19 protein-coding genes are annotated in these 17,457 nt (G+C 60.1%); 7 read left to right on the top strand and 12 right to left on the bottom strand.

Annotation, left to right across the window (positions count from 1 at the left end; all coding sequences use genetic code 11):
- Positions 1-33: 33 nt before the first annotated feature.
- A complete protein-coding gene (locus ABRP86_RS06965; protein WP_349863319.1) occupies positions 34-600 on the top strand; it encodes an NADPH-dependent FMN reductase in 567 nt (188 codons plus the stop codon).
- A 28-nt stretch (positions 601-628) separates the two neighbouring features.
- Here the strand turns inward: ABRP86_RS06965 and ABRP86_RS06960 are convergent, their stop codons facing one another.
- Positions 629-1,267, bottom strand: coding sequence for a hypothetical protein (locus ABRP86_RS06960; protein ID WP_349863318.1), 639 nt, complete (start codon positions 1,265-1,267; stop codon positions 629-631).
- 313 nt (positions 1,268-1,580) lie between these two features.
- On the opposite strand from ABRP86_RS06960, the gene ABRP86_RS06955 reads away from it, so the two are divergent.
- Positions 1,581-2,027: a MarR family winged helix-turn-helix transcriptional regulator gene (locus ABRP86_RS06955; RefSeq protein WP_023024523.1), complete on the top strand. Its 447-nt coding sequence runs from the start codon at positions 1,581-1,583 to the stop codon at positions 2,025-2,027.
- A gap of 77 nt (positions 2,028-2,104) precedes the next feature.
- Here the strand turns inward: ABRP86_RS06955 and ABRP86_RS06950 are convergent, their stop codons facing one another.
- From ABRP86_RS06950 to ABRP86_RS06935, 4 genes are read right to left on the bottom strand one after another with little or no spacing between them, the layout of a single operon-like run.
- On the bottom strand, positions 2,105-3,079 hold the full coding sequence (locus tag ABRP86_RS06950) for an MDR family oxidoreductase (protein WP_023024521.1): 975 nt from the start codon (positions 3,077-3,079) through the stop codon (positions 2,105-2,107).
- Between the two features lie 35 nt (positions 3,080-3,114).
- Positions 3,115-4,098 carry an NAD(P)-binding domain-containing protein gene (locus ABRP86_RS06945; protein ID WP_349863315.1) on the bottom strand — a complete coding sequence of 328 codons (984 nt, stop codon included), beginning with the start codon at positions 4,096-4,098 and terminating at the stop codon, positions 3,115-3,117.
- Positions 4,098-4,715, bottom strand: coding sequence for a response regulator (locus ABRP86_RS06940; RefSeq protein ID WP_023024517.1), 618 nt, complete (start codon positions 4,713-4,715; stop codon positions 4,098-4,100). The genes ABRP86_RS06945 and ABRP86_RS06940 overlap by 1 nt, the downstream gene beginning before the upstream one ends.
- A complete protein-coding gene (locus tag ABRP86_RS06935; RefSeq protein WP_349863385.1) occupies positions 4,708-5,805 on the bottom strand; it encodes a sensor histidine kinase in 1,098 nt (365 codons plus the stop codon). The genes ABRP86_RS06940 and ABRP86_RS06935 overlap by 8 nt, the downstream gene beginning before the upstream one ends.
- A 153-nt stretch (positions 5,806-5,958) precedes the next feature.
- On the opposite strand from ABRP86_RS06935, the gene ABRP86_RS06930 reads away from it, so the two are divergent.
- Positions 5,959-6,942: an ABC transporter permease gene (locus ABRP86_RS06930; RefSeq protein WP_349863312.1), complete on the top strand. Its 984-nt coding sequence runs from the start codon at positions 5,959-5,961 to the stop codon at positions 6,940-6,942.
- Between the two features lies 1 nt (position 6,943).
- Entirely contained in the window at positions 6,944-7,579 is a 636-nt protein-coding gene (locus tag ABRP86_RS06925) for an ABC transporter ATP-binding protein (protein ID WP_023024511.1), read from the top strand.
- Here the strand turns inward: ABRP86_RS06925 and ABRP86_RS06920 are convergent.
- Both ABRP86_RS06920 and ABRP86_RS06915 read right to left on the bottom strand, forming a co-directional pair.
- Positions 7,566-9,158 carry a bifunctional ADP-dependent NAD(P)H-hydrate dehydratase/NAD(P)H-hydrate epimerase gene (locus ABRP86_RS06920; protein ID WP_349863310.1) on the bottom strand — a complete coding sequence of 531 codons (1,593 nt, stop codon included), beginning with the start codon at positions 9,156-9,158 and terminating at the stop codon, positions 7,566-7,568. The two genes, ABRP86_RS06925 and ABRP86_RS06920, sit on opposite strands and share 14 nt — an antisense overlap.
- A 17-nt stretch (positions 9,159-9,175) precedes the next feature.
- Positions 9,176-9,991 (bottom strand): Fpg/Nei family DNA glycosylase, encoded by an 816-nt coding sequence (locus ABRP86_RS06915; RefSeq protein ID WP_349863308.1) that lies wholly within the window; start codon positions 9,989-9,991, stop codon positions 9,176-9,178.
- Between the two features lie 118 nt (positions 9,992-10,109).
- Here ABRP86_RS06915 and ABRP86_RS06910 point away from each other — a divergent pair, with 118 nt between their 5' ends.
- On the top strand, positions 10,110-11,606 hold the full coding sequence (locus ABRP86_RS06910) for a DUF1846 domain-containing protein (protein ID WP_023024505.1): 1,497 nt from the start codon (positions 10,110-10,112) through the stop codon (positions 11,604-11,606).
- A 42-nt stretch (positions 11,607-11,648) separates the two neighbouring features.
- Positions 11,649-12,590, top strand: a complete 942-nt coding sequence (gene trhO / locus ABRP86_RS06905) for an oxygen-dependent tRNA uridine(34) hydroxylase TrhO (protein ID WP_349863306.1) — start codon at positions 11,649-11,651, stop codon at positions 12,588-12,590.
- A gap of 444 nt (positions 12,591-13,034) precedes the next feature.
- Here the strand turns inward: trhO and ABRP86_RS06900 are convergent, their stop codons facing one another.
- The 5 genes from ABRP86_RS06900 to ABRP86_RS06880 form a co-directional block, all read right to left on the bottom strand.
- Positions 13,035-13,418, bottom strand: a complete 384-nt coding sequence (locus tag ABRP86_RS06900) for a hypothetical protein (RefSeq protein WP_349863303.1) — start codon at positions 13,416-13,418, stop codon at positions 13,035-13,037.
- Positions 13,419-13,717: 299 nt separating this feature from the next.
- Entirely contained in the window at positions 13,718-14,188 is a 471-nt protein-coding gene (locus ABRP86_RS06895) for a hypothetical protein (protein ID WP_349863300.1), read from the bottom strand.
- A gap of 10 nt (positions 14,189-14,198) precedes the next feature.
- The gene (locus ABRP86_RS06890) at positions 14,199-15,170 is read right to left on the bottom strand and encodes a universal stress protein (RefSeq protein WP_349863298.1); all 972 of its coding nucleotides are present in this window, start codon (positions 15,168-15,170) and stop codon (positions 14,199-14,201) included.
- A 94-nt stretch (positions 15,171-15,264) separates the two neighbouring features.
- Entirely contained in the window at positions 15,265-15,759 is a 495-nt protein-coding gene (locus ABRP86_RS06885; RefSeq protein ID WP_239269609.1) for a MarR family winged helix-turn-helix transcriptional regulator, read from the bottom strand.
- A 54-nt stretch (positions 15,760-15,813) separates the two neighbouring features.
- Positions 15,814-16,902, bottom strand: coding sequence for an inositol-3-phosphate synthase (locus tag ABRP86_RS06880; RefSeq protein WP_239269610.1), 1,089 nt, complete (start codon positions 16,900-16,902; stop codon positions 15,814-15,816).
- Between the two features lie 116 nt (positions 16,903-17,018).
- On the opposite strand from ABRP86_RS06880, the gene ABRP86_RS06875 reads away from it, so the two are divergent.
- Positions 17,019-17,393 carry a DUF5318 family protein gene (locus tag ABRP86_RS06875; protein ID WP_023024493.1) on the top strand — a complete coding sequence of 125 codons (375 nt, stop codon included), beginning with the start codon at positions 17,019-17,021 and terminating at the stop codon, positions 17,391-17,393.
- The last annotated feature ends 64 nt before the right edge of the window (positions 17,394-17,457 follow it).

The raw sequence follows: 17,457 nt of genomic DNA, 5'->3' as shown, positions 1-17,457 counted from the left end.
GCTAACAAATCTCCACACGAAAGGACACACATCATGAAACTTCTTGTACTCGTCGGCAGCCTACGGCGGGAAAGCATTGCGAAAAAGATCGCCAACCATGCCATGGAACTGGTCCCCGAGCACGTAGAGTGCCAGCGCTATGACCTGCGTGACCTCCCGCTCTATGATTTCGACTACGACGATCCAGGCGTGGAGGATAAACCCACGCCGGAAGCGTACACCGATTTCCGCAATGCAATTAAGGATGCGGACGCGATTTTGTTCGTCACCAGTGAAAATAACCGGACCATCCCGGCGTGCTTAAAAAATGCCATCGATATCGGATCCAAACCCAATTCCGATGTGGCCTGGAAGAATAAGCCGGCTGGCATCATCAGTCACTCCGTTGGCCGCATGGGTGGGTATTCCTCCCACAAGAACGTGCGCCTAGCCCTGTCCTACTTCGACATGCCGATGCCCGGTCAGCCCGAGGTATTCTTGGGCAATTCTCCCCAGCTCCTTGGTGAAGACGGAAAGATTGAGCCGTCCAGCACCATCGATTTCGTGCGGGACTACCTCGAGCGCCTTGTAGCCCTAGTACCTGCAGCTTCGCAACGCTAGGAGCTACCTCCTCCTAGCAGCGAGGCGGTTAATCCCAGTATTCCGTGGCGCAGAGCGCGATGCCGTGCGCCCGGATTCCCTGGCCCGCCTCAACTGGGGCATCAACGATGAGCGGGAGCCCGTCGATTTCGCATACCCAGAACTCCCCTCCCCCAAACTCATTGGTCTTTTTCTCGACATTATTCACGGTCCCCGCTAGCTCCACCTGCGGGTTGAGCAGGCTGGGCTTGTAGTTTTTATAAAACCGTTCGGTCGCGGGGGATCGCAGCGAAAACTCCGCCGGTTCCGTTAATTCATAGTCCAACGCAACGACTGCGGGTCGCACGCGGCCGCGCAGTTTTTCACCGCCTACGGGGTTGCCGGTGGGAAGCGTGAAGGGGGCATCGCTAAGCACCGCCCACCGGAGATCCTCCATGTCTAGGATGCCAATAAATGGCATGGCGCGATATAGCGTTGCCTCTACGTCTTCCCCGCCTCGGAATGATGGCAAGACGGTCCACTCCCCCTCGTACTCCATCGCCGTGACAGCTATGCCGGAGGGATCCGCATAGTAGAGAACTTGATCAAAAGCAGGTGCGTCCCACAGTGTCCGGTCTGCAGGAAGCTCCGCGATGAGTTCCTCCGTGTCCAGGAAGTCGAATCCGCAGGCGCCAAAAAGTTTATCCATGCCCGCCATCATAAACAGCCGCTTACCCGACGGGGGACGCAGCCGACTCGAAATCCGGCCGGTAGTTACTTAGCAAGTTCTAATGATAGATAGTATCCAGCACACGTTAGTACCAATACATAGCTTTTAAAAAGCAAAGGAAATGCGTTTAAACTGGCAAAAATATGGCAATTATGAATGATCGGAAGTTAAAATCCCGCGCCTTAATAAATGGTGGGGGTTGATGGATCAACCTCTCCTCTCAGTTATCGGTTGAGTAATCAACTGCGCAGTATATAATGCTATTTAAGTCAAAGCCTAAGGGGGAGATACTGTGCGCCCAGAAGAAAGTGCGGCGTGGGCGGACTTTGTAGCGATGCAGCGCGCGCTGCATAGGGAGTTGGCCAATGCACTGCACGCAGCCGCGAATGTGAGTGAGGCCGACTATGCTGTGCTGGCCGTCCTGCTGCGTCGCCGTGGGCAGAGCACCCGGCCGCATGAGCTGGCTGCGGAACTGGGGTGGGAGAAATCGCGGCTGCATCGACAACTCGTCCGGATGGAGCGGCGCGAGTTGGTGATAAGGCGGAACGCGGAGGAGCTAGGCCCCCGGGCAATTGAAGTCACAGTGACGAAAAGCGGCGAGGAGTCGTTCGCCACCGCCTTGGGGAACCATACCGCGAAAGTAGATGAAAAAGTGGTCTCTGTCCTGACGGAAGAGGAGCTGCGGCAGCTGGGGTCCATCTCGAGGAAAATCACGCGGCACTTGGCGGGCGGCGCCTAGGCCGGAGGAACATGAAAGGCACCCCGCCAGGAGTGACGGGGTGCCTTTCTAGCTGTAGGCCCTAAAGGACTAAGGCTTTAGGAAATCTTCAGCACCGTGCGGCCGTGGTGGCTGCCGTTGATGAGGGATTGTGCTTCCTCCACCGCATCTTCCAGCGGAAGGGTATTGGTCAAGGACTCTAGGATGGACAGGTCCAAGGTGCGGGCAAGGAGCTGCCAAGCATTCTGACGGTAGTGCAGCGGGGCATCGACGGAGTTCACGCCAGCCAGGTGCACGTTGCGCAGGATGAAGGGCATTACGGTGGCGGGCAGGTCGGGGCCGCTTGCCATACCGGTAGCGGCAACGGTGCCGCCCCACTTGGTGCGGGCCAGGACGTTGGCCAGCTCTTGGGAACCGGAGGTGTCTACGGCGCCGGCGTAGACGGCCTTTTGCAGGGGCTTGCCCGGCTCGGTGAATTCCGCGCGGTCAATGATCTCATGTGCGCCGAGCTCGTGGAGGTAGTTGGCGTAATCATCGGGGCGGCCGGTCATGGCGTGGACCTCGTAGCCGGCATTGCGCAGAAGGTTGACGGCGATGGAGCCAACGCCGCCGGTGGCACCGGTGACGAGGACTGGGCCATCGGGAAGCCCACGCAGCGAGTTAACGCACAGCGCCGCGGTGTAGCCGGCAGTACCGACGGCAGCGGCCTGCTCCGCGGTGAAATCTGCAGGCAGGGCAACGGTGGCGCGGGAATTGACGCGCTGCTTCGGGGTGTAGCCGCCGTGGCGGAATTCGCCGAGGCCATCGCCAAAGGAGGCAACCAAAGTACCCACCGGCAAGCGCTGCACATTCGAATCGGATACGGTGCCGACCACGTCGATGCCGGGCACCAGCGGGTTGGTGCGGACGACGCCGGGATCGCCGGTGATCGCCATCGCGTCCTTGTAGTTCAGCGAGGAATAGGAGACATCAACGGTCAGGTCGCCCTCGCCGAGGAATTCTCCCTCCTCAAAGGAGGTAGTGACGGATTTGTCTTCGTTACGGGTAACAAGTAGCGTGCTCATGCTCACCATGGTACGTGAATTGTGATGCAACCATTTTTGGGCAGCTAAAGGTTGGGGGAGCAGAGCTTGGCTATATCCCCCGCGGCCTGCTTGGCAAACGGGCTCACCCCGGTAATCGTTGCGGATCCTGGTCCCGTCCAAGTGCCGTAGCCAACGAGGAACAGGCCCTCGACGGTGGGGGTGCGGCCATCGAGAAGCGCGCGGAAAGGACCCAGCGCAGGTCGGAACCCGGTGCACCAGATGAGGTGGTCTGCCTTCACCTCATCGAGACTGGAAAACATGGGGGAGGCCTCCAGCAGGCCCTCATCGCGGGCGCGTTTGACGGGAGGAACGACGACGATATCGCCCAAGTTGGTATCCGCGCCGGGGTCGGGCTCGCCGCGCATCATGGCATTAAGGCGGGCGCGATTGCGCTGGAAGAGCACGCGGCCGTCGACGTCATCGGGCATCCACCGCGGCGGCTTCGCCGTAAACCACGTGGTATCTACGCCGGAAAGCACGAGCTCCGCGGCTATTTGGGCCCCGGAGTTGCCCGCCCCAACGACGGCGACGGACTCGCAGCGGAAAGGATCGGGCCCGGGGTAGAACGCCGAGTGCCACTGCCGCCCGGCAAAGGAGCCGGGGTAGTAGGGGATAAACGGCGAGGACCACGTGCCCGTGGCCGCTACCACCGTGCGCGCGTTAAGAAGCTCGTCATCGGTGGTGACATGAAAGTTCTCGCCATCGTGGCTGACTTCCTGGACCCGCACCGGCCGACGTACGAGCAGGTCATAGCGCTGTTCGTAGCGGGCGAAGTAATCAATGACGTGGCTGGCGGGCGGGAAACCGTCGTGGTGGGGCATCGGCCAGCCGGGCAGGTTGGAAGACGCGCTATTGCTAAATAGCGTGAGCGACGGCCACGCGTGGCGCCAGGCCGCGCCGGGGGAGGGCTCGGCATCGAGGATCTGGAAGTCGAGTCCCTTCCTGCGCAGGTAATAGCTGGTGGCCAGGACCGCTTGCCCGGCACCGATGACGATGCAGTCCAGCATTAAATGAGCTTCCTCTCGCGGGCCACGGTTACCGCAGCAGTGCGGGTATCTACGCCCAGCTTCTGATAGATGTGAATGAGGTGCGTCTTCACGGTGGCCTCAGAAATGAAGAGCTGGTTGGCCAGCTCCTTATTGGAAGATCCGGTCGCGAGCGCGCGGAGGATCTCCAGCTCGCGCGTGGACAGGGACTGCTCCGGCTGGCCCACGCGCTGGGCCAAGAGGTTGACCACCTCTGGGGCGAGGGTGCGCCGGCGCGCGGCGGTATTGAGCACCGCCTCGTGCAGCTCTTCCTCGGGCGAATCCTTGAGCAGGTAGCCCATCGCGCCGGCCTCGACCGCAGCCAGGATATCCGCCTGGGTGTCATAGGTGGTGAGGATAAGCACGGGCGGGCCACCGGCCTCGGACAGCTTTTTGGTGGCGGTGATGCCATCGACTCCTGGCATCTGGATATCGCAGACCACGACGTCGACCTCGGGGGAGCCATCGGCAAAGAGCTTGTCCACGTCCGCGCCATTATCGCCTTCCATGACCACGCGGACATCGGAAAAGGTATTGAGTATCGCGCGCAGCCCGGCGCGGACGACGGGGTGATCATCGATAAGCATGACGTTAACCATGGGGCTGCTCCTTGAGGGGGATTCTAATGGCAAGGGCGGTGCCATCGCCGGATTCGAGGCTCAGGGAGCCACCGACGCTCTCCACGCGCTGGGACAATCCTTGCAAGCCAAAACCGCTGTCATCGCCGTGGCGCGGGGGCGCAACTACACCGTGCCCATTATCCACGACGTCCAGGGTGACTGCATCCTCGAAAAGGCCCAGGGTGACCACCGCGCGGGAGGCGTGCGCGTGCTTGATCACGTTATTAAGGCCCTCTTGCGCGGCGCGCACGACCACTTGCTTGATATCGCTGGGTACGCTGCCGCTGCCGGAAACCACAAGGTCAAAGGTGGTGTCCTCACCAAGGGCCTCCGTGCGCCGGCGCATCTGGGACAGGATGGAATCCAGCTGGGTCTCCAGGCGCTCATCGGGCCCGCCGAGCTCGCGCACGAAGCGGCGCGCCTCGGCCAGGTTCTCGCCTGCGGTGTCCTCGATGACGGCGAGCTGCTCGTTCTTGGTCTCTAGGTCATCGGTATTCCGGGCGGCGCGCGAAAGCAGCAGGATGGAGCTCAACCCTTGGGCCACGGTGTCATGGATATCCCGGGACAGGCGCTCGCGCTCTTCCAAGCGCCCGGCCTGGTGCTCGCTGGCGGCCAGCTCGGCCTGGGTTTCTTGCAGCTGCTTGGCGATGTCCCTGTGGTGCGCCGCCTCCGCCTGCAACCGGCGCTGGATATAAAACACGCCCGCGGCAAAGGTCGTGCCGATAAGCGGCCCGATGGCCGCGGCGATGGACCAGCCATCCGGATGCAGCCACGCGGGAATGAAGGTGGCCGCCGCCCACAGCACCGTGATGGAGATAAGCCCGGGCCACTTGGGCAAGGCGCGCAGGAAGACGAAGATGAGCGGGAACTCGAGCCACATGAAATCTTGCGCGTGGACCATCAGCCCCAACCAGAGCAGGCACAGCCCGGTGAGCCAGAGCCAGGTGGGAAGCCAGCGCGCGGCCGCGTACACCGCGGCTAGGGCGATGGCCAAAAGGATGGCGCGGGCGTCTAGGCGGTCATCGATGTAGGCGCGGGCCACGCCGAAAAGCAGCAGGAACGCGAACATGGCGTATAAGCCCCAGAGCCATAATTTCTGTCCGGAAAACACAATTTCCTACAGTATCTGCCGGAGGGTGGATGAGGGATCAACCAGTTGGTTGACTGGAGGTTCAACTAGGCCGCCGATTACTTCTGAACTGCGCAAAGGGACTATAGAAGTATGTTCTTAGCTATTCGTGAAATCACCGCAGCGCGCGGCCGCTTCGGGCTCATCGGCGGCACCGTGGCGCTTATCACCCTGCTTTTGGTTATGCTCTCCGGCCTGACGGAGGGCCTGTCCAAACAAAATACCTCGGCGCTTGAGGCCGTGGCGCAGGATCACCCCTACGTCACCTTTTCTACCGAAGAGCCCGCCTACAACGAGTCCGAGATCCACGAGAAGGATCTTTCAAGCGATGCGATTGCCTTAGGCACCGCGCAAACCAAGCTGGAGGGCGAGGGCGCGGTAGGCGTGATGGGCCTGCCGGCTGGCACGACCATCCCGAATACCAACGCCACCGTCCCGGAAGATGGCGCCGTCCTCTCTGACACCATTGAGGCCTCCGGCACCGTGAATATCGGTGGGGTAGACCTTTCCGTAGAGGGCACCGTTCCGGAAACGCAGTTCTCCCACTCGCCGGTGGTATGGGTTTCTACCCAAACCTGGCAGAAGGTAAGCCACGCCCCAGAGGGCGTAGTCGGCACGGTTGCCCTGCATACCGAAGAGGTGCCCGGTTCGGTCGAGATGTCTGATTCCTTCTCCGGCCTGCCCGCTTATCAGTCCGAGCGCGGTTCGCTGTTGACCATGCAGGGCTTCCTCTACGGCATCTCCGCATTAGTCACCGTCGCCTTCCTGACAGTGTGGACCCTGCAGCGCACCCGCGATCTTTCCATCCTGCGCGCCCTGGGATCCTCGGTGCGCTACCTGCTGCGCGATGCCCTGGCCCAAGCCGCACTGATTTTGGCAGCCGGCACCATCCTCGGCGCGTTCGTCGGCTGGCTGCTTGGCCTGCTGGCCTCCGGCACCGTCCCCTTCGACGTATCCGTGCGCACCATCATCGTTCCCGCGGTGGGCATCTGGATCCTGGGCATGGCCGGTGCCTTGGTTTCCACCCGCCGCGTAGCCAAAGCCAACCCCCTCGATGCATTGGGAGGAAATGCCTAAAATGTCCACCATCCTTGATATTCGCAACGCCACCGTCACCTTTCAGGACGGTACGACGACGACCACGGCGCTTGATAATGCCACCTTTAGCGCCGACTCCGATACCCTCACCGCGATTGTGGGCGAGTCCGGTTCCGGTAAGTCCACGCTGCTCTCCGTCGGGGCAGGGCTCATCACGCCGGACTCCGGCACCGTCGAGGTCAATGGCACGAATTCCATCATCTTCCAGCAGTCGAACCTGTTGTCCTCGCTCAAGGTGCGCGATCAGCTGCTCATCATGGACCACATGGCCGGGCGCAAGCTGCGCAAGGATCGCGCCGATGAGTTGCTAGAATTCGTCGGCCTTAAGGGGATGGGCAATCGCCGCATCGGCCAGCTTTCCGGCGGCCAAGGCCAGCGCGTCAATATCGCGCGCGCCTTGATGGATGAGCCGAACCTGCTGCTTGCCGATGAACCCACCTCCGCCCTCGACTCTCACCTTTCGCAGGAAATCATCCGCCTGCTGCGCGATATTACCCAGGAGATGCACACCGCCACCGTGCTGGTCACCCACGATCGCTCCTTGCTCACCTTCGCCGACCACGTGGTTGAGGTCAAAGACGGCCGCGTGAGCAAGCAAGACGTTAACGGTGCATAACTAGCAGGCGGGCGATGGACTGGGGCATCGCCGCGGCGATTTGGGAAGCGGAGCAAATGCCGAAACCATCGGGGGTATGTGCCGCAATGGCCGCGGCGTGCTGGTGTAGGGCGGCGGCGTGGAGGATCTCCATGATGATGTACTCGGTATCGGCCTTCGCGTGGTCTACCTGCGCAATGGTGGCGCCGAGGATGCCCGATAATACGTCGCCGGAGCCGGCGGTGGCCGCATAAGAGTGGCCGGCATTCATCCCGTAGATGGCCTGGCCCGGCGCGGTCACCGTGGTGATCCGGCCCTTGTGCAGGATAAAACAGTCCAAGTCCTCGGCCAGTTCGCGCTGGCGCGGGCCCACGCCCTCGCTGAGATCGAGCTCGCGGCCGAGGGTGGCCTCGTAGAGTCGGCGGAACTCGCCGGCGTGTGGGGTAAGGATGACCCGCGGGTGGGCGCGGACGCGATCGCGCAGCTCAGCGCTCTGGGCGAGCAGCGTCAGGGCATCGGCATCCAAGATGGTGGGCAGCTCGCGATCTAAGACGGTGCGGAGCTCGCGGGCCGCCGCCTCATCGGTGCCGCGGCCGGGACCAACCACCCACGCCTGGGCATGCACCTTATCCTCGGCGCTGCGGTGAGGAACCACCTCGGGCAGGAGGGGGACCACGGCATCGTTATCTATCACCCGCACCATGGACGGCGTGGCGCGCACCGCGCCGGTAGCCGCCAGGATGCCCGCGCCGGGATACTCGCTGCTGCCAGCGCAAATGGCGGTGACCCCGCCGGTGTATTTCGTGCTCGAAGCGTGGGGAGTGGGATCCACGATGGGCCCTGTGCAGCCCACGGGCTTGGGGGCGGTGACGTGGCCGAGGTGGGCATCGGCAAGCACGGGCTCCGCGGGCCACTGGAAGGGGAGATCGATGGTGGGCTCGTTGGCGATATAGCCCGCCGGCTCTGCCGAGGCCGTTAGTTCCTCCGCAAAGGACCGCGGCGCGTTGGGCAAGTGCAGATCGCACAGGACCACCGTGCCGCATTCCGGGGCGAAGATATGGCCGGCGCGCGCCCAACCAAAGCTCACGGTAATCGTAGCCTCGACGGCATTTTCCGCGGCCACGCCCGTATCGGCGTTGATACCAGAGGGGATATCCACCGAAAGCACCGGGATATCGTGCTGCTTGGCCGCGCGGTACGCGGCAAGCCCAGCACCGCTAAGGCCGCGGGTGGAGTTGAGGCCAGCGACGGCATCAATGAGCAGGCCCGTAGCCTCCGCGCGCGGTTGCTCCGTAATGGTCCCGCCGGCGGCTTTAAAAGCCTGCAGCGCTGGGCCGTGCGCGGAGCCGGCAACGAGAAGCGCGTCGACGCCATAGCCCTCCTCGGCAAGGAAAGCGCCTGCATAAAGGCCATCGCCGCCATTGCCGCCGGGCCCGGCCAGGATGGAGATGCGGCGGGGCGCTGGGCCTGTCAGCATGGATTTCGCCGTGGCGGCAACGCCCCGAGCGGCCAAGCGCATGAGCTCATCATCGTGACTCTGCTGCGCGAGGAGCGCGGACTCGGCGGAACGTACGGCGGATACACTATAGGCTGGTCGCATGCCCGCCACTATAGGCCCTAAGCTGCGGATTGGCAGGTGGGGCACCAGAAGAGGTTTCTGCCCTCCATTACTTGTTCCGTAATCGGCGTGCCGCAGACATAGCAGGGCAGGCCCGCGCGCCGGTAGACGTAGACTTCGCCACCGTGATCATCCTTGCGGGGCTCACGATCCATGGCCTCTGGCGAGTGCTCGGCGCGCACGGTATCAATGCGGCCGTGCTCCACGCCGTAGTTCATGAGCTCTACCAGGTCTTTCCAGATAGCGAAGAATGTTTCACGGGAAACATCTTTGCCAGGGGTGAAGGGGGAGAGGCCGGCGCGAAAGAGGGCCTCCGCGCGGTAGATATTGCCCACACCGGCATAAAGGTGCTGGTCCATCATGAGGGAGCCTATGCTGCGGCGGGATTTGTGCACCTTGGCCCACAGGGCTTCAGGATCGGCATCGGCGCGGAGAGGATCCTGGCCCACCTTAGTGAGCCGCGCCCGGTAATCCTCCTCCGTAAGCAGCAGGCAAAATTGGGGCCCGCGCAGCTGTGCGGCCTGCGTCCCATTGTCTATGCGTATGCGGATCTGCCCACGGGTTTCCTCACGCGGTTCGAAGCTCAGCTTGCCGATGAGTCCCAGATGAATATAGAGGATATGCGCCGGGTCCGCGGCGGTGAAGTGCACGAAGAGGTGCTTGCCAAAGGCCTCTGCGTGGTCGATTTCTGTACCGTCCAGAATGGCCGCCTCGGTGGCGAAGCGGCCTTGCGGGCTGGTCACGCTGAGTGGCGTCCCGCGATAGTCCGCGTTGAGTGTGAGGGCTAGGCGGTGGATCACGTGACCTTCAGGCATAGCTTCAGTGTAGTGAAATAGTTGGTCGACCCCAACTAGGGCGCGTGGCGCCGGGGAATGAAAAAGAGTAAACTCGAAGCGCGGATTGATTTTATTTCTATTGAAGGGTCGATAAATCATGACGCATGAAATCGGTTTTGACCGTGAAAAATACATAGAGCTGCAGTCAAAGCACATCCAGGCCCGCCGCGAAGAAATCGGCGGAAAGCTCTATCTGGAAATGGGCGGCAAGCTTTTCGATGATATGCACGCCTCCCGCGTGCTGCCGGGCTTTACCCCGGATAACAAGATCGCCATGCTGGAGCGCATCAAAGAGGAAATTGAAATCCTCCCGTGCATCAACGCCAAAGACATTGCCCGCCACAAGGTACGCGCTGATTTAGACATCCTGTATGAAGATGACCTCTTGCGCTTGGTGGACGTATTCCGCAGCCGCGGCTTCTTGGTTGAAAACATCGTCATGACCCAGGTGGAAGACGGAAATGCGCAGGCAGAAGCGTTCATCGAAAAGCTCGAGCGCCTCGGCCTCAAGGTAGCCCGCCACCGCGTTATCCCTGGCTATCCCACGAATACGGACCTCATTGTGTCTGAGGATGGCCTTGGCAAGAACGAGTTCGCGGAAACCTCCCGGGACTTGGTGGTTGTCACCGCCCCAGGCCCTGGTTCCGGCAAGCTTGCCACCGCACTATCGCAGGTCTACCACGAGCACCAGCGCGGCAATAACGCTGGTTACGCCAAGTTTGAGACCTTCCCCATCTGGAACCTGCCCCTCGAGCACCCGGTCAACCTCGCTTACGAGGCCGCCACCGTGGACTTGAACGATTCCAATATTATTGACCACTTCCACTTGAGCGCCCACGGCGAATCCACGGTGAACTACAACCGCGACGTTGAGGCCTTCCCGCTGCTGCGGACCCTGCTGGAAAAGCTCACCGGCACCACGCCGTACGAATCGCCCACGGACATGGGCGTGAATATGGCCGGCTACTGCATTACCGATGATGCGGTCTGCCGCGCCGCCGCCCAACAGGAAATCATCCGCCGCTACTTCAAGGCCAAGGTGGAAGAAGCCCGCGCCGGGCTGGGCGATGAGCAGTCTGAGCGCGCCGCCGTCGTCATGGCGAAGGCCGGCATCAAAGCCGATGACCGCCCTGTGGTTGGCCCGGCCCGCAAGCGCGCGGAGGAAACCGATGGACCCGCCTCCGCGATGCAGCTTCACGATGGCACCATCATCACCGGCCGCACCTCGCCGCTGCTGGGCTGCTCCGCGGCGATGCTGCTCAATGCCCTTAAGTACTTGGCCGGCATCGATGACGATACCCACCTGCTTTCGCCGGAATCGATAGAGCCAATCCAAACGCTGAAGACGAAGCACCTGGGCTCTTCCAACCCCCGCCTGCACACCGATGAGGTGCTCATCGCGCTATCCGTATCCGCCGCGAAGGACGAGGATGCCCGCAAGGCGCTGGAACAGATCAAGGAACTCGCCGGCTGCGACGTCCACACCACCACCATCCTGGGCTCGGTGGATGAGGGAATCTTCCGTAACCTCGGCGTGCTCGTGACCTCGGATCCGGTCTTCGCCCGCAAGAAGGCGCTCTACCAAAAGCGCTAAGGAATTGGGGATCTTGCCGGTAGCGCGCCTAAGATTATGGGCGTGACTATCGGCAAAGTTCTCCTGTATTACTGCTTTACCCCCATCGAGGATCCCACCGCCGTCATGCTATGGCAGCGCACCCTGTGCGAGTCCCTGGGCTTGAAGGGGCGCATCCTCATTTCGGAACACGGCATCAATGGCACCGTCGGCGGCGACATGGATGCCTGCAAGCGCTACGTGCGCCAAACCCGTGAGTACCCGGGCTTTAAGCGCATGCAGTTCAAGTGGTCCGATGGCGGAGCCGAGGATTTCCCGCGCCTATCGGTCAAGGTGCGCGATGAAATCGTGGCCTTTGGCGCGCCGGGCGAGCTGAAGGTGGATGAAAACGGCGTCGTGGGCGGCGGCACGCACCTCAAGCCGGAAGAGGTCAACAAGCTGGTAGAAGAGCGCGGCGATGACGTCGTCTTCTTCGATGGCCGCAATGCCATGGAAGCAGAGATTGGCAAGTTCAAAAATGCCGTCGTGCCGGATGTGCGCACCACACATGACTTCATCGAGGAACTGGAATCCGGCAAATATGACTGGATGAAGGACAAGCCTGTCGTCTCCTATTGCACCGGCGGGATCCGGTGCGAGGTCCTTTCCTCTCTAATGAAGAACCGCGGCTTCAACGAGATCTACCAGATTGACGGCGGCATCGTGCGCTACGGCGAAAAGTACGGCAATGATGGGCTGTGGGAAGGCTCCATGTACGTCTTTGACAAACGCATGCACCAGGAGTTTGGCCAAGGACTAGAGGACCCAGGCTTTATCCAATTGGGCCACTGCGTGCACTGCGACAAGGGTACTAATACCTTCCACAACTGCATTAATGAGGATACGTGCCGCCAACAGGTGCTCATCTGTGATGACTGCATCCAGCATGTGGAAACCCAGCATTGTGGGCGACCGGATTGCGCCGAGGTAGCTGCGAATCTCGTCGATCAAAATTCGAAGTCTTGATTATGGATTGTTAGAAGTTGCCGAAAAAGGCCCAGCCTACTGGATTGACGTGGTCTACAACCGTCGACGCAGGCACTGAAGCACTCGGGATGGTCAGCCTCGTCTACTTCAAGAATGACATCACCCAAACCAGACACGAACCCGTAAGTATCTGAGTACTGCGGTGTCAGCTTCCATCCTTACATCGGGGTCCGTTGTCGCTTCAGCACAAGAATCAACACCTTCTCGTACTCCCGTGCGATCTGTTGATTCAGTTCAGAAACTTCCTAACGCGACCTCTATTGATTAGGTTCAGATTGAGTCAGGACAGGGTTCCGCTGAGGCTGACGAGCAGGGAAAATTAAACTTGCCATCAAGGCGGGTCTCGAAGAACTTAAGCGGATCAACAAGGATTGGTATGACGAGGTCATTTCAAAGAGTAAAGAAGGAAAGGCTGCTGCGGGCTCAGACGTTTCGATATCTTGCGAAATCTATTCCCATTCCTACAGGTATCAGCAGGAGCGGGGTAAATTTCACCAGTTGACCGGTATTCTCAATGTTGGCGTGGTCAAGGTATATATGGAGGCCAATAAAGCCAGCTACAGCCAGAATCATTCCTAGGAGGGTGAATAGGTAAAACTGTCGTTGAGAACTATCTGGATAGAGCGTATGGGCGTATTCTCTGGCCGGGCCAAACTCATCTTCGGCTCGGACACCCTTCTCATGGATTACCTCTTTGACGGATGACAGGGCTTGGTCGAGCTCTAGCCCATTGATGTTGAGTAGGCGTAACTCTCTGGCGAGATTATCCAAGTATCTTGCATTTGCATCCTTAGACGTTGTATTCATTTAACCTTCTTCCATGGGTTTGACAGTTTTGGAGCTCTTCTAGTCCATTTCTGAATAGAAGCTCACCTTCGCCACTGATGTAATACTCCTTTTTGGCAGCTCCAGAACTGGGAAATACCCATTTGGATGAGACGGCTCCTAACTTTGCTAGCCGGTCGCGAACTTCGTACCCGTGATGCGCGCCTTATTGTGCACCGGCACGAGGCTTACCACGGGTTACAGATACACCATACTAGCGGACGCAACCGCGCGCCTGGTTACCTCCGCGATAAGGTGGGTGCGATATTCTATGCGGAAGCCTAGTTCACCAGAAAAAGCTGAATATCGCTGATGGCCCAAATCATGAAGTTGAAGGCCACCACCCAAAAGATCGCCATCCAGCTGCGCCAGCGCAGGTAGCGGCGCAGCTTGCGCACCATAATGATCGCGCAGCCAATCATGCCCAGCAGTGGGATGATCATGGTGGAGATGGCAAAGAAGTTTCTTTGGCCCTCGGTACACAGCCAGCTTGCGGTGCCGTCCTCGCACAGGGGGCCGCCGGTAAGGCGCGAAAAGAGCGCGACGCCGAAGCCATATAGCGCGGAGATGATCAGCACGGACACCATGTACCAGACGGCTTGGCGTGTGGAGCGCCGGTTGGCGGCGGCTACCTCGACGGGATCGGGCTCGTCTGCCAAATCATCGAAGCTTTGCGGCTCGGGCCGGCGCACGTTGGCATAATCGGCGTCGGTCGTCAGGTCGTTTTCGGGGTGCTCTGGGCGCGAGCTCATACATCAAAGCTTAGTCGGTCGCGGGGTGAATGAGTACCGGTACGCGAATATGAGGGAGCAACTCGGTTGCGTTAGAACCCAAAAAGACCCGCGCGATGGGGCCTTGTGGGGTAGAGGCCATCAACATTAGATCGCCCTTTTTCCACTTGAGTGAATCAACGGCACCGGACCACCCGGCCCCGGAACCGATCTCAGAGGAGACCTCGAGCTCCGGGTAAGCATCTTGGATGCGGTCGCGAGCCCGGTCGAGCATTGCTAACGAATCCTCGTGCCACTCGGCGGTGAGCTTTAGCGCAATATCGCTTTTATCCTTCGACGGGGAATTCAGCAGGTCATTCGCTGAGAAAGCCAAGATGCGCAGGGGTAGATCCCAGCGATCCGCCAGCGCGGCTGCACCCAATAATTCCCTATCCGCACGGTCACCGCGCTCCGTAATGACAAAATTAAAGCGGGTCACGCCGTGTTTCGATAATTTGGCCTTGCGCGGGATAAGCCCTAAAGATTGTGGCGAGTAGTGCAGGAGGGTATCCGCAGTTGAACTGGGGAAAAAGCGGCCCTTGGGCGCGGCCTGGTTGGGGCCTAAAAGTATGAGATCGGCCTGAAAATCCTGGGCCATCTCGGTAAGAAGCTGGGGGCGGGAAGGGCCATCGACAAGCACGGAGGGCGTATCGTCCCAGTACTTTTCCGGGATACCTGCCTCCGTCAGGGCCGCAGCCGTGGCTGATGCGCACGCTTGCTTTTGCTCTTTAAACCACTTCTTGTATTTCCCGCCTAGCTTGGACAAGGACGTCGTGGTCCACGGTTGGAAAACCGTGGAAATAACGCGCACCTCTATCACCGCGGTGCGCGATAGCCATGCGGCGAAGTCGAGGGGTTCCGTACCGGAAGAGGAAGGACTCCACGAAATGAGGATGCGCAACGGCTCTTTGGCCGAGCCTTTATGCAGGGTCGGCAGCAGCGGTTGGTTAGATTTTTTGCCCATAGAATGAATAAGTATGCGAAAGCTTAATGAGTACTAAAGCTCATTATCGTCTGTTGCGACCGCAAAACTAAAATTGCATGTGGCCGTAAGCTCGCTACTCGCTATCCATGGTGGGGCGGTAGACATCCGCAAGCTTGGAAATGACCGCGCCCATCTCGCGCGCGGTGGCCAAGTCTTCGGGCTCGAGCCACCGCATAATCTCCGCAAGGGCCGCGGCGCGTTGCCCGGAAACAATGGCCAATTCGGACTCGCCCAGTTGGGTGAGCGCGACCAGCACGCCGCGGCGATCTTCTTCATCGCGGTGGCGTTCCACGAACCCGCGGCGTTCTAGTTGATAGAGCGCGTTGGACGCGGTGGGCATGCGGATAAGCTCCGCCTGGGCGATGGTGGATACGCGGGAAGGCCCGCGCAAGCGCAACTGGTTCATGATGGAGACCTGCGAGGTAGTCAGCGATGAACCCTCTGCAGTGCGCTGGAAAATAAGAATTAACTTATTGAGCGCCGGTTGGATGTCCCGCGCTACCTCTACCGCGTCCTCGTAGTTGGACGGGGACTTCGTTGGGTCCGTCTCATCATGGTGTTGCGTCATAGAACTAAATTCTATCGTGCCCTACCGTCTGGCGGTAGTATCGCGACGAAAAAATTAGCTTCCCTTAATAAAATCTTCCAGCTCATTGCGCGCGACATCGTCGCCCTTCTGCACTGGAGGGGACTTCATCAGGTAGGAGGAAGCGGAAAGTACCGGTCCGGCAACCTTGCGGTCCAAGGCGATCTTGGCGGCACGGACGGCATCGATAATGATGCCGGCGGAGTTAGGGGAGTCCCAGACCTCGAGCTTGTACTCCAGGTTCAGCGGGACCTCGCCGAATGCGGAACCCTCCAAGCGGACATAGGCCCACTTGCGGTCATCCAGCCACTCCACGTAGTCCGAGGGGCCAATGTGGACGTTGCGGTCTGCGCGCTTGCCAGCAATAGGGGAATTGTGCACGTTGGAGGTCACGGACTGGGTCTTGGAAATCTTCTTAGATTCCAGGCGCTCGCGCTCCAGCATGTTCTTGAAGTCCATGTTGCCGCCCACGTTGAGCTGCATCGTGCGGTCCAAGCGCACGCCGCGGTCTTCAAAAAGCTTCGCCATAACGCGGTGGGTAATGGTGGCGCCAACCTGGGACTTGATGTCATCGCCCACGATGGGCAGGCCGGCGTCTTCAAACTTCTTGGCCCACTCTGGGTCAGAAGCAATGAAGACCGGCAGGGCGTTCACGAATGCGCAACCAGCGTCGATAGCGGCCTGGGCGTAGAACTTATCCGCCTCTTCGGAACCAACCGGCAGATAAGAAACAACAACCTCGGCACCGGCCTCGCGGAGGGCAGCTGCGACATCGGCAGGAGCTTCATCCGATTCCGTGATGGATTCCTGGTAGTAACGGCCCAGGCCATCCATGGTGGGGCCGCGCTGAACGGTGACCCCGAGGTCTGGGACGTCTGCGATGGTGATGGTGCAGTTGCGGGAGCTGCGGGTAGCCTCCGCAAGATCCTTGCCCACCTTGTCCCCATCGACGTCGAAGGCCGCGACGAACTCAATATCGCCGACGTGGTAAGGCCCGAACTGGGTGTGCATCAGGCCAGGAATATTTTCCTCTGCTGCGGCGTTGCGATAAAACTCCACGCCCTGAATAAGGGACGTGGCGCAATTGCCGACGCCGACGATGGCGACCTTTACTTTGTCAGACACACTATGCTCCTTTATAAATTCGTTGCTGTGTGGTGCCTGCGCAACGTTAGGCCAGAAATTATGCCTGGTGGTAGCACGACGGCATATGGATCGATCAAGAAGAGGAAATTAAGATAATGCGGGTGAATTCCGTTGCCTTTAAGCACGAGCTTTCCCACGAATGGGAGCGCACCCAACACGTCCGCGAATACCGCGCCGGGCACTTGGGGCGCGATGAGGTGTGTGACGCGGACTTCCTCCTCCGGGCCGCCGCCGAGCACCACGGGCGCACCATGGATAAGCCTTGCCCGGTCTGCGGGGAGAACCTGCGCCTAACCCGGTGGGTGTACGGCGAGAGCCTGGGTCGGCGCGCCGGAAGCGCCCGCAGCGAGAAAGAAATAGCGGAATTTGTCGGCGAAGGCCTGGAATTTACCGTGCACGAGGTGGAGGTCTGCCGGCACTGCCGCTGGAATCATTTGTTGCGTTCTGCAACGGCTTTTAACGCGTGTTAGTTTTCGACGCACCGCCTTAGGCAGTAAGCTGCAATTATTTAGATTGTTACCAGGGATGAATGAG

This window comes from Corynebacterium sp. KPL3927 (assembly GCF_040225835.1).
In the GTDB taxonomy this organism is placed as follows: domain Bacteria; phylum Actinomycetota; class Actinomycetes; order Mycobacteriales; family Mycobacteriaceae; genus Corynebacterium.
Note: the sequence above shows the minus strand (reverse complement) of the source record. Positions and strands in the feature narration are given on the sequence as shown.

Bases quoted from the DNA above. Each gene is read 5' to 3' on its own strand.
- ABRP86_RS06965 (WP_349863319.1), top strand. From the start codon at position 34: ATGAAACTTCTTGTACTCGTCGGCAGCCTACGGCGGGAAAGCATTGCG.
- ABRP86_RS06960 (WP_349863318.1), bottom strand. From the start codon at position 1,267: ATGGATAAACTTTTTGGCGCCTGCGGATTCGACTTCCTGGACACGGAG.
- ABRP86_RS06950 (WP_023024521.1), bottom strand. From the start codon at position 3,079: ATGGTGAGCATGAGCACGCTACTTGTTACCCGTAACGAAGACAAATCC.
- ABRP86_RS06945 (WP_349863315.1), bottom strand. From the start codon at position 4,098: ATGCTGGACTGCATCGTCATCGGTGCCGGGCAAGCGGTCCTGGCCACC.
- ABRP86_RS06940 (WP_023024517.1), bottom strand. From the start codon at position 4,715: ATGGTTAACGTCATGCTTATCGATGATCACCCCGTCGTCCGCGCCGGG.
- ABRP86_RS06935 (WP_349863385.1), bottom strand. From the start codon at position 5,805: ATGTTCGCGTTCCTGCTGCTTTTCGGCGTGGCCCGCGCCTACATCGAT.
- ABRP86_RS06930 (WP_349863312.1), top strand. From the start codon at position 5,959: ATGTTCTTAGCTATTCGTGAAATCACCGCAGCGCGCGGCCGCTTCGGG.
- ABRP86_RS06925 (WP_023024511.1), top strand. From the start codon at position 6,944: ATGTCCACCATCCTTGATATTCGCAACGCCACCGTCACCTTTCAGGAC.
- ABRP86_RS06920 (WP_349863310.1), bottom strand. From the start codon at position 9,158: ATGCGACCAGCCTATAGTGTATCCGCCGTACGTTCCGCCGAGTCCGCG.
- ABRP86_RS06915 (WP_349863308.1), bottom strand. From the start codon at position 9,991: ATGCCTGAAGGTCACGTGATCCACCGCCTAGCCCTCACACTCAACGCG.
- ABRP86_RS06910 (WP_023024505.1), top strand. From the start codon at position 10,110: ATGACGCATGAAATCGGTTTTGACCGTGAAAAATACATAGAGCTGCAG.
- ABRP86_RS06900 (WP_349863303.1), bottom strand. From the start codon at position 13,418: ATGAATACAACGTCTAAGGATGCAAATGCAAGATACTTGGATAATCTC.
- ABRP86_RS06895 (WP_349863300.1), bottom strand. From the start codon at position 14,188: ATGAGCTCGCGCCCAGAGCACCCCGAAAACGACCTGACGACCGACGCC.
- ABRP86_RS06890 (WP_349863298.1), bottom strand. From the start codon at position 15,170: ATGGGCAAAAAATCTAACCAACCGCTGCTGCCGACCCTGCATAAAGGC.
- ABRP86_RS06885 (WP_239269609.1), bottom strand. From the start codon at position 15,759: ATGACGCAACACCATGATGAGACGGACCCAACGAAGTCCCCGTCCAAC.
- ABRP86_RS06875 (WP_023024493.1), top strand. From the start codon at position 17,019: ATGCGGGTGAATTCCGTTGCCTTTAAGCACGAGCTTTCCCACGAATGG.